The sequence below is a fragment of the Mesorhizobium sp. ArgA1 genome (assembly GCF_053714375.1).
In genome coordinates, this window is record NZ_JBSKBQ010000011.1 from 99,204 (window position 1) to 113,213 (window position 14,010).

The 14,010-nt window shown below is 63.6% G+C and carries 12 protein-coding genes; 7 read left to right on the top strand and 5 right to left on the bottom strand.

Going from position 1 to position 14,010, the window contains the following annotated elements; all coding sequences use genetic code 11:
• Positions 1–738, top strand: a complete 738-nt coding sequence (locus ACWGTI_RS22220; protein WP_454589091.1) for an MOSC domain-containing protein — start codon at positions 1–3, stop codon at positions 736–738.
• A 1-nt stretch (position 739) separates the two neighbouring features.
• Here the strand turns inward: ACWGTI_RS22220 and ACWGTI_RS22225 are convergent, their stop codons facing one another.
• The 3 genes from ACWGTI_RS22225 to ACWGTI_RS22235 form a co-directional block, all read right to left on the bottom strand.
• Complete coding sequence (locus ACWGTI_RS22225) at positions 740–2,008, bottom strand: class I SAM-dependent methyltransferase (protein ID WP_454589092.1); 1,269 nt, start codon at positions 2,006–2,008, stop codon at positions 740–742.
• Between the two features lie 363 nt (positions 2,009–2,371).
• Positions 2,372–3,733 carry a pilus assembly protein TadG-related protein gene (locus ACWGTI_RS22230; protein ID WP_454589093.1) on the bottom strand — a complete coding sequence of 454 codons (1,362 nt, stop codon included), beginning with the start codon at positions 3,731–3,733 and terminating at the stop codon, positions 2,372–2,374.
• A 288-nt stretch (positions 3,734–4,021) separates the two neighbouring features.
• Positions 4,022–4,891, bottom strand: coding sequence for a transglutaminase-like domain-containing protein (locus ACWGTI_RS22235; RefSeq protein WP_454589094.1), 870 nt, complete (start codon positions 4,889–4,891; stop codon positions 4,022–4,024).
• A gap of 185 nt (positions 4,892–5,076) precedes the next feature.
• Here ACWGTI_RS22235 and ACWGTI_RS22240 point away from each other — a divergent pair, with 185 nt between their 5' ends.
• The gene (locus ACWGTI_RS22240) at positions 5,077–5,742 is read left to right on the top strand and encodes an HAD-IA family hydrolase (protein WP_454589095.1); all 666 of its coding nucleotides are present in this window, start codon (positions 5,077–5,079) and stop codon (positions 5,740–5,742) included.
• 7 nt (positions 5,743–5,749) lie between these two features.
• Here the strand turns inward: ACWGTI_RS22240 and ACWGTI_RS22245 are convergent, their stop codons facing one another.
• A complete protein-coding gene (locus ACWGTI_RS22245; protein ID WP_454589096.1) occupies positions 5,750–5,968 on the bottom strand; it encodes a DUF1674 domain-containing protein in 219 nt (72 codons plus the stop codon).
• Between the two features lie 104 nt (positions 5,969–6,072).
• Between ACWGTI_RS22245 and htpX the strand changes: the two genes are divergently transcribed.
• From htpX to purH, 5 genes are all read left to right on the top strand, one after another.
• The gene (gene htpX, locus ACWGTI_RS22250) at positions 6,073–7,104 is read left to right on the top strand and encodes a zinc metalloprotease HtpX (RefSeq protein ID WP_454589097.1); all 1,032 of its coding nucleotides are present in this window, start codon (positions 6,073–6,075) and stop codon (positions 7,102–7,104) included.
• A complete protein-coding gene (locus ACWGTI_RS22255; RefSeq protein WP_454589098.1) occupies positions 7,095–8,480 on the top strand; it encodes an RsmB/NOP family class I SAM-dependent RNA methyltransferase in 1,386 nt (461 codons plus the stop codon). Before htpX ends, ACWGTI_RS22255 begins: the two co-directional genes overlap by 10 nt.
• A gap of 204 nt (positions 8,481–8,684) precedes the next feature.
• Positions 8,685–8,969, top strand: a complete 285-nt coding sequence (locus tag ACWGTI_RS22260; protein WP_454589164.1) for a hypothetical protein — start codon at positions 8,685–8,687, stop codon at positions 8,967–8,969.
• A gap of 143 nt (positions 8,970–9,112) precedes the next feature.
• Positions 9,113–10,837, top strand: a complete 1,725-nt coding sequence (locus tag ACWGTI_RS22265) for a heparinase II/III family protein (RefSeq protein ID WP_454589099.1) — start codon at positions 9,113–9,115, stop codon at positions 10,835–10,837.
• 105 nt (positions 10,838–10,942) lie between these two features.
• On the top strand, positions 10,943–12,559 hold the full coding sequence (gene purH / locus ACWGTI_RS22270) for a bifunctional phosphoribosylaminoimidazolecarboxamide formyltransferase/IMP cyclohydrolase (protein WP_454589100.1): 1,617 nt from the start codon (positions 10,943–10,945) through the stop codon (positions 12,557–12,559).
• A 37-nt stretch (positions 12,560–12,596) separates the two neighbouring features.
• Here the strand turns inward: purH and ACWGTI_RS22275 are convergent, their stop codons facing one another.
• Entirely contained in the window at positions 12,597–13,976 is a 1,380-nt protein-coding gene (locus tag ACWGTI_RS22275) for an MFS transporter (RefSeq protein ID WP_454589101.1), read from the bottom strand.
• Positions 13,977–14,010 lie beyond the last annotated feature (34 nt).

Sequence of the window (14,010 nt, forward strand, 5' to 3'; positions counted from 1 at the left end):
ATGGCTGCACTGGGCGCAGTCACGGAGCTCTGGCGTTATCCCGCTAGTTCGCTTGCCGGCGAGCGCCGGGACGCCATTTCGGTCGGCCTTGAGACCATCGACGGCGACCGCCTGTTCGGTCTCGTCGATACCTCCGACAACGAGATCGCGCGGCCCGATCGCGACGCCAAGTGGCACAAGGTGCCGCGCATCCGCACAAGGCTGAGCAACGATCGGCAGCTGGAGATCGCTGTTCCCGATGGCTACTGGCTGGCCGCACCGGGTGCGGAATGCGACCGCGCGATCTCAGCCTATCTCGGCTTCCCCGCCTCGATCCGGCCGTTCAGCCGGGACAACGCGCCCGGCTACACTGGCCCGCTGACCGCCGAGCGCTACCGCAAGGCGCCGATCCATCTCTTGACCACCGCATCGCTGGCGCGGCTGAAGGCGCTACACGCTGAAGGCGTTCCCGACCCGCGCCGCTTTCGACCCAACATCGTCGTCGACATGGCGGCGGTCGAAGGTTCGTTTCCGGAGACCGAATGGATCGGCCGCAAGCTCGCCATCGGCGATCTGCTCTTGACCATCTCCGAGCCATGCCGCCGCTGCGGCTTCACCATCATTTCCCAGGACGACTTCGACAACGATCCCGGTATCCTGCGCAATCTGGTCCGCCACAACGCGCACAATCTCGGCGTCTATTGCACGGTGGACAGGCCGGCCAGCGTCGAGACCGGCGCGCCGATGCGGTTTCTCTAACCTACCGATACAAATCGGCCCGCGTTGGCGGCAGGCCGCTTGGGCCGCGCGCGCGTTTGGTGACGACGGTCTGGAAAACCTGCGCCGAAGCGCGCTCGAAGGTTATCGAACAACCGGTGAGATAAAGCAGCCACAGCCGCGCCTTGGCCTCGCCGACCTCGGCGACCGCCTCGTCGAAGCGGGCCTGCAGCCGCTCGGCCCACAGCCGGCAGGTGCGCGCATAATGCTCGCGCAAATTCTCGACGTCGTAGACCAGGAAGCCATGCGCCTCGAAATTGCCGAGCGTCATGCCGATCGTATCGAGTTCGCCGCCGGGGAAAATGTATTTGAGCAACGCCTTGAACTCCGGCCCCTTGCGCAGGGTCTTCTTCAAATCTCCCTTGCTGCGCCTTGTGATGGCGTGGTGCAGATAGATGCCGCCAGGCTTGAGCAGGCGATGGATGGTCTTGAAATAGGTAGCGTGGTTGGCCAGCCCGAGATGCTCGAACATGCCGATCGACGATATCTTGTCGAAGGAACCGGTGAGCTCCGCATAGGATTTGATCTCGATGGTGATCCGGTCTTCCAGCCCCTCGGCGCGGATGCGCTCGCGGGCGAGATCGGTCTGGGCCTGCGACAGCGACACGCCATGGCCGACGACGCCGTAATTCTTTGCCGCATGGATCAGCATGGCGCCCCAGCCGCAGCCGATATCGAGCAGCTTTTCGCCAGGCTTCAGCCGCAGCTTGCGGCAGATGTGATCAAGCTTGTCAGCCTGCGCCTGGTCGATGCCGTTGGCGAAATCTGTGAAATAACCGCAGCTGTAGACCATGCGCTCATCAAGGAAGAGCCGGTAGAAGGCATTCGAAATGTCGTAGTGATGCTGGATCGCTTCCTGGCTCGACCCGCTGACATAGGGATTGCGCCCCGACAGATCGGTGCGCGCACTCATCTGCTTGCGTGACAAGAGCACCGCCGGCAGGTCGCGCAGGATCGCCAGCTTCGGCAGGGACTTGATCTTGGTCCTGAGCTTGCCTTGCGACGGCAAGGCGTAGAAATCGAAAATCGTCCCGTCTTCGATGTCTATCGTCTTGGAAATCCACATCTCGATCAGCGTTGACAAGGACGGCCGCTTCACCACCTGCCAGACAATGTCCTGGTCGTTGATGGTGAGCACTGGCCCGCTGGCGGGGCCGATTCGCTCGCCGGTCCACAGCCGGACCGCAAAACCCGGCTTCAGCGTTTCGATCACCGTTCGCACGATGCGCGCCGCCTTCTCCGCTGCTTCCATGCCATTCCTCCGAATGCTGGTCCCCAGCCGAAGTTTGCCCGCCCCGGCGGCCGTTCGCAACCCAGCGCGCAGACGGCGGCTCGCCAGCTATTTCAAACCAGCATCTTGTCTTTTGCTGCGACGCACCCCATCATCACTGTGTGTTCAACAATCGAAAGGAGGTGATCCGATGTCGAGTGATTTCGTTTTCCAGAACGTGGCCTCAGCGGATTGCACTTTCGGGAAGCAGTCTTCCCGTTAAGGCGCGAGAAGCGCGGCGGGTGACTTCGGTCGCCGCCATCGGCCGCGCCAGGGACGGAAACACGGAAGGCCGCCGGCTTCGTCAAGAAGCGGCGGCCTTTTCCTTTGGAGCCTGAAAGTCGGCTAGTTGGTCAGCGCAAGGTTCTCGATGTTGCGGGCAATGGTCTGGAAGGCATCGTTCAGTTCGGTGCCGCTGGCAACCTGGTAGAAATGCTTGATGCTGCCGGTGTCCGGGCTGGCGCAATCCTGCAAGGTCGCCTTGGCGTTCTTCTCGGTGAGATTGAAGCCGATGGTGAAGATCTCGATGCCCTTGTTGCGCATCGCGCCGCACAAGGTCTTGGCTGCCGTACGGGTCGGTTCCTTGCCGGCGTCGTTGTAGACCTGATCGACGCTGCTGGCGTCGAAATAGGACAGGTTGAATTCGCCGTCGGTCATCAGGATCGCGAATTTGGCGACCTTCTTCGGGTCCATTTTGGCCGGCCGCTGCGACGCCTTCATCACGCTGCCCCAGTTTTCCGACAGCATGTACCAGACCCACTGCACGCCGATATGGCCGGCGGTGCCGCCCGAAGCGGAAAAATTCTTGATGACGTTCTTGAGCGCGCTGGCGTCGGCCGTCAGCGGCATCAGCGCTGCGGCCGGACAGGCCGCCGTGTTGGTGTTTTGCGCGAAGCCCGACAAGAGATAATCGCGATTGACCATGCCGACATCGGGGCCGGCATCCGTATACTGGTTGGCGCCCTTGCGTTCGGTGGCGCAATTGTCCGGGCGCGTCGATGACGAGACGGCTTGCGGGTCGTTATTGGCCGGCGCCTGTTTGCGCTGACTGGACTTGGTTTCGACAAACACGCTGCTGGCGGCAAGCGCACCGGCATTGACCGAGTTGGCGTAGGGCACGATGGCGACGCGCACCCGCGGCTTCGAAATGTCCTGGCCGGCAAGGAACGCATCGACGGCATTGCTTGCCGCTGCCCTCAAATCCTTGATCTTCTGACCAGCCATCGAGCCGGTGACGTCGAGCATCATCGAGACCTCGATGGTCTTGTCGGAATAGAGCGCCGTGGTCGAAGCGCCGACGCGCTGCATGTCGCCGACGCTGAACAGCGGAAAGTAAAGCCCGATATCGACGTGGGCGTCGGCCTTGACAGTGTTGGCGGTCCTGTCGACGGTCAGCTTGTCAAGAACGATCTGATCGGCCTGCAGTATGCCGGCCATGCTGTTGGCGTCGAGAAACGCCTGCACGGACTTGTTGGCGTCGGCTTCCTTGATCACGCCGGTGGTCAGGTCGCGTGCGGTCGAGGTGACAGCGGCATCGACCACGCCCTGCAGGCTCGATTTGGCGTTGTAGATCTGGGAGATGTTGACGGCAAAGCCGACGCCGAGCGCCAGGACCGAAGCAGCAACGCCGAACAGCACCGCGAAACTTCCGCTGCGATCCCTGGCGAAAACGCCAGCCGCGTGAACAAGACCTTCGTAATTCCGCATTTGTTAGCTCCCCTCGGCCTCGTCGCCGTGTGGGGGCCGATGCACGTTTCCGGCCGGATCGCGCGGCTACGTCGACGAAGGCCGCCGCAAGGCAATCAAGCTGTTGTTTTTGCTTGGTTCGCTCAGAGTACAAGGTAAACAGCCGGTAAACAGAAAATCGCCGAAGCAACTTCATTTACGAAGCGCTTACCATGATCCACCGCATGCGGAATCCCGGTCCCGATCCGGCACAGATATCCGGCAGATGCAGTGTGTCGAAGCGGATCAGAATCCCGACAGCGAATCGCTCTACGCGAGCATGCCCGCGCTGACGGTCTTGTCGACGCCGTGATAGGGCGGATTGAACAGCTTGCCCTTCTGCTCATAGGTCCAGACCTTGAACAGGCTCAGCTGGTGCGGACCGAAACTGTGCAGCAGCGGCACATCCGTCGCGTCGCGGCCGCGCGCGATGACGACGCGGCCGATCCTGGGTTTGTTGTGCCGGGGGTCGAACGTGTACCATTTGCCGTCGAGGAACACTTCCATCCAGGCCGAGAAATCCATCGGCGCCGGGTCGACCGGCACGCCGATGTCGCCGAGATAGCCGTTCACGTAGCGGGCCGGGATGTTCATGCAACGGCAGAGAGTGATCGCCAGATGGGCGAAGTCGCGGCACACACCGACGCGCTCCTCATGCGCCTGGGCGGCCGTTCGCGTCGGGCGGGCATAGCCGTAGCCGAAGGACAGCCGGTTGTGGACATAGTCGACGATCGCCTGCACCCGCGCCCAGCCGGACGGAAGATGGCCAAAAAGCTGCCAGGCCAACCCGCCGAGATGATCGGTCTCGCAATAGCGGCTGCCGAGGAGATAGCCGAGCACATCGTCCGGCAGTTCCGCCACCGGCACTTCCCTGGCCAGCGTGTTGACTTCATCGGGCTCGCCGCTGTCCTCGACGGCGGCGTCGTAGAGGATGCGGAAATTGCCGGCGGGCGCGACAAAGCGGCGACAGGCATTGCCGAACAGGTCATGATAGACCTTGCTCGGCACCGAAGGCGACGTGAGCACGCGCGTTTGCCGCTTGATGTCGGCTTGCCGGTCCGCATGGATCTCGAGCAACGAGATGACCGGCGTGGCATTGGTGCACTCAATGGCGATTTCGTAGCCGAGCCTGATCAGCATCGCGGTTCCCCCGTCATTTCGTTTTGGAAGACAGTTGGTTGAAACGCCAAAAGCAGGATAATGGTTCCCCGGACCTAATCGAAAAGACCTGCCCGCGCCTTCCCAGGCAGGCGCCATGGCGCTACGGTCGAACGACATGTTTTGACCCTCCCGAAACGCTCCCGAAAAACCCTTTGGAAAATCAGATGTTTGCAGGCAGAAAATTCGCCGCCTTCCTCTTCGATATGGACGGCACGGTGCTCAATTCGATTGCTTCGGCCGAGCGTGTCTGGGCGGCGTGGGCGCGTAAGCATGGCCTTGACGTCGAAGCCTTCCTGCCGACGATCCATGGCGTCCGCGCCGTCGAGACCATCACCAAACTGGCGCTTCCCGGCGTCGACCCGGTGCACGAGGCATTTGTGCTTCTTCAGGCCGAGTCCGACGATGTCGAAGGCGTGCTGCCGATCGCCGGCGCCGTTTCGTTTCTCAACGCGCTGCCGCCCAAACGCTGGGCGATCGTCACCTCGGCGCCGCGCCCGCTGGCGCTGCTGCGCATGCAGGCGGCCGGCATCCCGGTTCCCGCCCTGATGGTCGCGGGCGAGGACGTTTCGCACGGCAAGCCGGCGCCCGATTGTTTCCTGTTGGCGGCAAAACGGCTCGGCGTCGATATCGGCGACTGCCTGGTCTTCGAAGATGCCCCGGCAGGCATCGCCGCAGCCGAGGCGGCGGGAGCGTCGGTGATGGTGATCAGCGCCACCCACCAGCATCCGATGGCGACGCCGCACACGGCGATTGCCGGCTATGACGCTGTTTCCATCGCCATTGATGATAGCGGTTGGATGACGCTGGAGGCACAGCGCAGCGCGGCCTAGGACGTATCTAAAAGTCGCTGGTCAGGCCTTTGACTTCCCAGTCGCCGTAGCGGCCGGGTTCCTTGCCGCCGCGGCCGCCGACTTCCTTCGGCAGCGTGGCTTCCTTCTGGCGATACTCTTCACGGCGCGCCTTGGCCTCGGCCAGCGCGCGGCGGGCGGCGGGTGTCAACTCTGGCGGCGCGTCGTCATCCGTGCCGGCGGGCGTTTTACTGGGTTCGTCGGTCATGCGATAATTCCGCGGATTGAAACGGGAACGAGCGTTTCCCATCATATAGCGATGATGGCACCCGGATCGACCCCTTTCTGCCACGGCCGCAAACGGAGCAGACAATGAGCACGCTACGCACCGCCATGCTTCTGGCCGCGATGACGGCGCTGTTCATGGGCGTCGGCTTTCTGATCGGCGGCACTGGCGGCATGATGATTGCTTTCCTGTTCGCCGCCGGCACCAATCTGTTCAGCTACTGGAATGCCGACAAGATGGTGCTGTCGATGAACCATGCCGTCGAGGTCGACGCCAGGAATGCGCCCGAATTTTACGCCATCGTCGAGGCGCTGGCCAAACAGGCCGGCCTGCCGATGCCGAAAACCTATCTGATCGACAACCCGCAACCCAACGCCTTCGCCACCGGCCGCAATCCCGAGAATGCCGCGGTCGCGGCCTCGACCGGCCTGCTGGAGCGCCTCTCGCACGAGGAGGTGGCGGCTGTCATGGCGCACGAGTTGGCTCACATCCAGCACCGCGACACGCTGACCATGACCATCGTCGCCACGCTCGCCGGCGCGATCTCGATGCTCGGCAATTTCGCCTTCTTCTTCGGCGGCAGCCGCGACAACAACAACCCGTTCGGCTTTGTCGGCGTGCTGGTGGCGATGCTGGTGGCGCCGTTTGCTGCCATGATCGTGCAGATGGCGGTCAGCCGCACGCGCGAATACGAGGCCGACCGGCGCGGCGCCGAAATCGTTGGAAATCCGCTTTGGCTGGCGTCCGCCCTTGACAAGATCGCCCGCGGCGCCGAACGCATCCGCAACCCGGATGCCGAGCGCAATCCCGCGACCGCGCATCTTTTCATCATCAATCCCCTTCATGGCGAGCGCATGGACAGCCTGTTTTCGACCCACCCGAACACCGACAACCGCATCGCCGCGCTGCAGGCGATGGCGCGCGAGATGGCAGGCCGCACCAGCCAGCCGGCGCCGCGTCAGGCGCCGGCGCCCGAGCCGTCCGAAGAATTACAGACTGATGGCCAGCAAGGCCCGTGGGGCAAGGCGGCCCAGCCCGACCCACTGGCCGAACCGGAAGAGCCAAGATCCAATCCGTGGGGCCGCAACCCGACCGGACCCAAAGGTCCGTGGTCGTGAGCGGAGCCAGGGGCCGGCCCGCGCATTCAGGCAATCGTGAAGACAATACAGGTGAGCCCGTCGCCGGCCTTGCCGCGCGCAAGGCGGCGGCGCGGCTGCTGGCCGCCGTCATCGACGCGTGCACGCCGCTCGACGGGCTGACCGACCACGAGAACGGTCATCCGCAATACAAGGCGCTCGAACTGCGCGACCGTGGCCTGGTGCGCGCCATACTGGTGACCGCGCTGCGCTACCGCATGACCATTGCCGGGCTGCTTGCGCGTCGCCTTGAAAAGCCGCTACCGCCCAACGCCACGGCTCTGTCGCACATCCTGCATGTCGCGGCGGCCCAAATCCTGTTCCTCGACATCCCCGACAGCGCCGCCGTCGATTTGGCCGTGACCCACGCCAAGTCCGATCCGCGCGCGCAGCGCTTTTCCGGTCTCGTCAACGGCGTGCTGCGCACACTGGCGCGCGCCAAGGACTTGGAACTGCCGGCAGCACTTGCCGCCACCGATGAAGCGCCAAAGTGGTTCACCGACCGGCTGAAAGCTGCCTATGGGGCCGAGATGACCGGACGGATCCTGGCCGCGCACCGCGTCGAGGCGCCGGTCGATTTCACGGTCAAGGCCGACCCCGAACTGTGGGCCGAAAAGCTCGGCGGCATCGTGCTGCCGACCGGCACAATCCGCGTGGAAAAGCTCAGCGCCGCCGTCACCGACCTGCCCGGCTTTACCGAAGGCGCCTGGTGGGTCCAGGACGCCGCCGCCAGTTTTCCGGCGCGGCTGTTCGGCGATGTCCAAGGACTGCGCGTCGCCGATCTCTGCGCCGCCCCGGGCGGCAAGACCGCCCAGTTGATCCTTGCCGGTGCAAAGGTCACTGCCGTGGACACCTCGAAGAACCGGCTGGCGCGGCTGACGCAGAACCTCGAACGCCTCGGCCTGTCGGCGGAAATCGTCCAGGCCGATCTGCTGAAATACCAGCCGCAGGAGCTGTTCGACGCCGTGCTGCTCGATGCCCCTTGCTCCTCGACCGGCACGGTGCGGCGGCACCCCGATGTGCCATGGACGAAGACGGTGGCCGACGTCGAAAAGCTCGCCGAGCTGCAGGCAAGGCTGCTCGCCCGTGCCGTCATGTTGGTCAAACCGGGCGGTCGGATTGTTTTTTCCAACTGTTCGCTAGACCCGATCGAAGGCGAAGATCTGTACCGCGCCTTTCTGGCCGGCAACAAGAACATCGCCGACGATCCATTGCTGCCAGGCGAAATCGCCGGGCTCGACGCGTTCCTGACCCCGCAAGGCACGCTGCGCACAACGCCCGCCGATCTCGATCTCGGCTCGCCGGGAATTTCCGGCCTGGACGGCTTCTTTGCCGCTCGCATGCGGCGTGTGGCTTAGGATTTTTGGCACAGAGGTTTTGGACAGCTGACCTTGGTGATTGGCTGAAGCCTTCGTGACTTCGTCATTCTGGGGCGGAGCAATTCCGCTCCGCTGCATCCTCCGATCGATGTCGCGGCATGAATCCCAGGGTCTTCGCGACGGAACTGCGCTCCTGCGTTGCCCTGGGATGACGAAGTCGTGGAGGGTCCAGCCAATACCCGAGTGCTTGCGATTTCCTTAAAGCATGTCGTCGAGAGACCGATGCTTCCCCCGCCTGGCATCGATTTCATCATCGACATTCTGGTAGCGAATATCGGTGGACAATCCATCGCCGCCGCCGTCGGCCTCCACGAGGCCTTCTATTTCTCGCGCCCGTTTCGCGATCGCGAAAACTGTTCGCCGAGCGAGTCCGATCGCGCCACAACCGCAAGTGAGCGCTGGATTGTCGGGCTTAGCCTCGGAAATCGCTTGACTTTTTTCGGGATGGATCGGCCGACGGCAACGTGAAGCCCTTCACGTCGGCGGAATTCGACTTCGCATAAGTTCTTGAATCATATAAGCTTGTGCTGGGGTACAGGAGCACGATGCCGAAAAGTGTGACGCGGTTTTGGGACAACATCATGCTCTATCACAGGTGACGAGGAGGGGTTTTGGCACTGGCGGCCGGCAGCACGACACGTCTGTGGACGCTTGTCGCTAAGGAGCTTTGGCGCAAGACGCGCCGGCGCCTGCGCGCAGGGCCAGTCTATCGCTGGCGCTATTCCGGACGCACGCCGGAGCGCGTCCTGATTGCGCCACCGGACCTGCGCCTCGCCGACCCTCAGATCGCGCTCGAAATCTATTATGGCCGCTATCCGCTATCGGGCCACCTGGTCGAGACCGGCGGCAAATCGCCATTCCAGATCGAAGTCGCCAATCGCGGCTGGGTGAAGACGCTGCACGGCTTCCGTTGGCTGCGCCACATGCGCGCCGCCGGCACCGAGCTTGCCGCCGCCAATGCCCGCGCGCTGGTTGCCGACTGGATCGCCATGCATGGCAACCAGATTTCCGGCATCGCCTGGGAGCCGGGCACCACGGCCAAGCGGGTCATCGCCTGGTTGCAACATTCCTCGGTTGTCCTACAAGGGGCCGAATTTCCCTTTTACCGCGCCTTCCTGAAATCGCTTGCCGTGCAGATCCGCTATCTCCGTTCGATGGCGCGCGAAATGCCGGATGGCAAGGACAGGCTGCGCGCCCGCATCGCGCTTGCCTTCGCCGCGCTGTCGCTGCCGGCGCCGGCCTCGGCATTGCGCGGCGCCACCCGCAATCTGGCGGAAGAACTCGATCGGCAGATCCTTCCCGACGGCGGCCATATTTCGCGCAATCCGATGTCGGTTCTCGAACTGCTCGCCGATCTCCTGCCGTTGCGCCAGACCTATGCCAACCAGGCCGAAACGCCGCCGGCAGCACTTATGGGCGCCATCGACCGCATGCTGCCGGCGCTGCGTTTCTTCCGCCATCAGGACGGCAGCCTCGCCCGCTTCAATGGCATGGGCGCGACCATCCACGACCGCATCGCCACCATATTGCGCCATGACGACACCGCCGGCGCGCCGCTGCTTCACGCGCCGCATTCCGGCTATGAGCGGCTGTCGATGGGCGGCGTGACGGTCATTGCCGATACCGGCGCGTCGCCACCTGTCGACGTATCCAACGCCGCGCATGCCGGGTGCCTGGCCTTCGAGCTGTCCTCGGGCCGCCAGCATTATGTCGTCAACGCTGGCATCGACACCTACGGCGCCGCCGAATTCCGGCCGCTGGCCCGCGCCACGGCGGCACACTCGACCGCCACCATCAACGACACCTCGTCGGCGCGGTTTTCCCATTCGCTGCGCGTCAACGACCTGCTCGGCACGCCACTGCTGGGCGGCCCGCAGCATGTGCCGTGCAAGCGCATCGACCAGAAAGGTACGCAAGGCTTCATCGCCCGTCACGACGGCTATATCCAGCGCTTCGGCTTTCTGCATGAGCGCGAGATGAAATTGTCGAGCGAGGGCAATGTGCTCGCCGGCAGGGACCGCATTCTGCGTCCCGGCGGTGCGGCGATCCGCAACAACGGCCGCGATTTCGTCGTCGTGCGCTTCCACATCCATCCCGACATCAATCTGCTGCAGGACGAGTATGACCGCCTGGTGCTGACCGCCGACCAGGCCGACACCTGGGTCTTCACCTGCTCGGAGGTGGTGCCGGAGGTCGAGGAATCGATCTATTTCGCCGGCCTTGGCGGCCCGCGCCGCAGCCGCCAGATCGTGCTCGCCTTCAAGGCCTCGGAAATTGCCGAGGTCCATTGGCAGCTGACGCGCACCGGCATCGCCGGCTACCCCGAGAACAACTGAGCGTCGTTGCCGGTGCCGGCTTGATCGAGCTTCCGCTTGATTTCCTGACCTCATGTGCTACGGCCCGGCAACGCTCTCCAATCAGCCCTGAAAGGCCGTCAGCCCATGGCCGTCGCCGCCAAGAACATTCCGGCACCCGACCTCGTTCCGGTTCGCCGCGCACTGCTTTCCGTTTTCGACAAGACCGGCCTGATCGACTTCGCCAGGGGCCTGGCAGCGGCCGGCGTCGAGCTGGTCTCGACCGGCGGCACGGCAAAGGCGATTGCCGAAGCCGGCCTTGCCGTGCGCGATGTCTCCGAACTGACCGGCTTCCCCGAGATCATGGACGGCCGCGTCAAGACGCTGCATCCGTCGGTGCACGGCGCGCTGCTCGGCGTGCGCGATGATCCCGAGCACGCCAAGGCGATGCATGATCACCGTATCGAGCCGATCGATCTTCTCGTTTCCAATCTCTACCCGTTCGAGGAAGTCCGCCGGTCCGGCGCCGACTATGCCGCTGTTGTCGAGAACATCGACATTGGCGGCCCTGCGATGATCCGCGCTTCGGCCAAGAACCACGCCTATGTCGCCATCGTCACCGATCCCGGCGACTACGCCTCGGTCCTCAATGCGCTGGAGATGAACATCGGCTCGCTGTCGCTGGACTTTCGCAAGAAGCTGGCGGCCAAGGCTTTTGCCCGCACCGCGACTTATGATGCCGCAATCTCCGGCTGGTTCGCCGAGACGCTGGAGATCGAGCATCCGACATGGCGTGCCTTCGGCGGCAAGCTGGAAAGCGTCATGCGCTATGGCGAGAACCCGCACCAGAGCGCCGGCTTCTACGTCAACGGTGACAAGCGGCCGGGCGTCGCCACGGCGCGGCAACTGCAGGGCAAGCAACTGTCCTACAACAACATCAACGACACCGACGCGGCCTTCGAGCTCGTCGGCGAGTTCGACCCCAACCGCTGCGCGGCCGTCGCCATCATCAAACACGCCAACCCGTGCGGCGTCGCCGAAGGCGCCTCGCTGGCAGAGGCTTATGCCAGGGCGCTGGCCTGCGATCCGGTCTCGGCCTTTGGCGGCATCGTCGCCATGAACCGCATCCTCGACGCCGAGGCGGCGGAGGAGATCGTCAAGACCTTCACCGAAGTGATCATCGCGCCGAATGCCTCGGAAGACGCCGTCCGCATCGTTGCCGCCAAGAAGAATTTGCGCCTGCTGGTTACCGGCGGCCTGTCCGATCCGCGTTCTGCCGGCATCAAGGTGAAGTCCGTCGCCGGCGGCATGCTCGTCCAGGGCCGCGACAATGCGGTTGTCGACGATCTCGACCTCAAGGTGGTGACCAGGCGCGCGCCGACGGCAACCGAAATGGCCGACCTCAAATTCGCCTTTCGCATCGCCAAGCACGTCAAATCAAACGCCATCGTCTACGCCAGGGACGGGGCCACCGTCGGCATCGGCGCCGGCCAGATGAGCCGCGTCGATTCCTCGCGCATCGCCGCCCGCAAGGCGCTCGACGCGGCGGAAGCGGCTGGCCTGGCGGAGCCGTTGACCAAAGGCTCGGTCATCGCTTCCGACGCCTTCTTCCCCTTTGCCGACGGCCTGCTATCGGCCATCGAAGCCGGCGCCACCGCTGTCATCCAGCCCGGCGGCTCGATGCGCGACGAAGACGTCATCGCCGCCGCGGATGAGCATGGCATCGCCATGGTGTTTACCGGCGTGAGGCATTTCCGGCATTAGCGCCTTTTTTACCCTCCCCATCATGGGGAGGGTAAGCTCACTCCACCGGCTGATCGGCCGGATACGGCGTCTTGATCAAGATCGCGATGCCAATTCCGAGGAACAGGATGATCACCGCCATGCCGAGCCGCGCTGAGTCGGTGGCCCAGCTGATCGTTGCCAACAGGAAGGGCGCCAGGAAGCTCGTTGCCCGTCCGGACAAGGCATAGATGCCGAAATAGCGGCCCGATTCGGCCGCGGTGACGCTGCGCGCCATGTAGGAGCGTGACGACGCCTGCACCGGCCCGAAGGCGAGACCGATCAACAGGCCGTAAAGGATGTAAGCCTTCTCCGCTGCGGTGCCGAACAGGCCGCCCGAATCGGTGGTCGAGAGCTGTATGAGACCGAGCAGGGTAAAACCTGGCCCGGTAGAGACGATGCCGGCTGTGGCCACCGTCAACATCACGAGCGAGATCATCACAACCACTTTTGAGCCGAAGGCCGTATCCACGCGCGCGGCAATCCAGCAGCCAACGATGGCGACCACGTTGAGGATGATGCCAAAAATGCCGATTTCGGTGATCGACCAGCCGAACATCGCCGCGGCAAACACGCCGCCCTGCGTCAGCAGTGCGTTGACGCCGTCCTGGTAGATCATACGGGCGACAAGGAAGCGGAAAATACCGACGCGCTTGCGTGCTTCGGCCATAGTCGACTTCAGTTCCGATAGGCCCTCACGTACCGCCGGCCCGATCGGAATCCCCTTGATGGCGTCCGGCGTGAAGAAGAACATCGGGAGGATGAACAGGAAATACCAGCCTGCCGAGAGCGGTCCCGTGGCGCGAGCATCTTCGCCGAGCCTCGGATCGAGCCCAAAAATGGGATTGAGGCCTATGATCGTCTTGCCGGTTTCCGGCGAGCCGGCCATGAAGGCAATGACAAAGATCAATGCGACCATACCGCCGAGATAGCCGAGGCCCCAGGCGATGTTCGAGATGCGGCCGATCTCGCTCTTCGGCACCAGGCGCGGCATCATCGAATCGTTGAAGACAGTCGAGAACTCCGCTGCCACCGAGGCCAACGAGAACAACGCCACGATCAGGAACGCATTCGAGCCGGGCGCAGCCAGCCACAACAGGCAAAGACTGGTGATCTTGATCGTTGCGAAAAAAGCGATCCAGGGTTTGCGCGGACCGGTCTGGTCGGCGATCGAGCCAAGGATGGGCGACAAAACGGCAATGACCAGACCGGCGGCGGCGATGCCCCAAGCCCAGATTGCCTGCCCCATGACCGGATCGCTGACCATGCGCGAGGCGAAATAAGGCCCGAAGATGAAAGTGGTGACGACGGTGAAGAAGGGCTGCGCCGCCCAGTCAAAGAACATCCATCCCCAGATGCCGCGTCCTGATGCCCGCTGCACTGTTTCTACCGCCGCCATGCTGATTCCCCGACATCCGCTCCGCCCATGTCGG

Coding starts and splice junctions, on each gene's coding strand:
- purH (WP_454589100.1), top strand. CDS start 10,943: ATGGCCGTCGCCGCCAAGAACATTCCGGCACCCGACCTCGTTCCGGTT.
- ACWGTI_RS22235 (WP_454589094.1), bottom strand. CDS start 4,891: ATGCTGATCAGGCTCGGCTACGAAATCGCCATTGAGTGCACCAATGCC.
- ACWGTI_RS22240 (WP_454589095.1), top strand. CDS start 5,077: ATGTTTGCAGGCAGAAAATTCGCCGCCTTCCTCTTCGATATGGACGGC.
- ACWGTI_RS22225 (WP_454589092.1), bottom strand. CDS start 2,008: ATGGAAGCAGCGGAGAAGGCGGCGCGCATCGTGCGAACGGTGATCGAA.
- ACWGTI_RS22275 (WP_454589101.1), bottom strand. CDS start 13,976: ATGGCGGCGGTAGAAACAGTGCAGCGGGCATCAGGACGCGGCATCTGG.
- ACWGTI_RS22245 (WP_454589096.1), bottom strand. CDS start 5,968: ATGACCGACGAACCCAGTAAAACGCCCGCCGGCACGGATGACGACGCG.
- htpX (WP_454589097.1), top strand. CDS start 6,073: ATGAGCACGCTACGCACCGCCATGCTTCTGGCCGCGATGACGGCGCTG.
- ACWGTI_RS22230 (WP_454589093.1), bottom strand. CDS start 3,733: ATGCGGAATTACGAAGGTCTTGTTCACGCGGCTGGCGTTTTCGCCAGG.
- ACWGTI_RS22220 (WP_454589091.1), top strand. CDS start 1: ATGGCTGCACTGGGCGCAGTCACGGAGCTCTGGCGTTATCCCGCTAGT.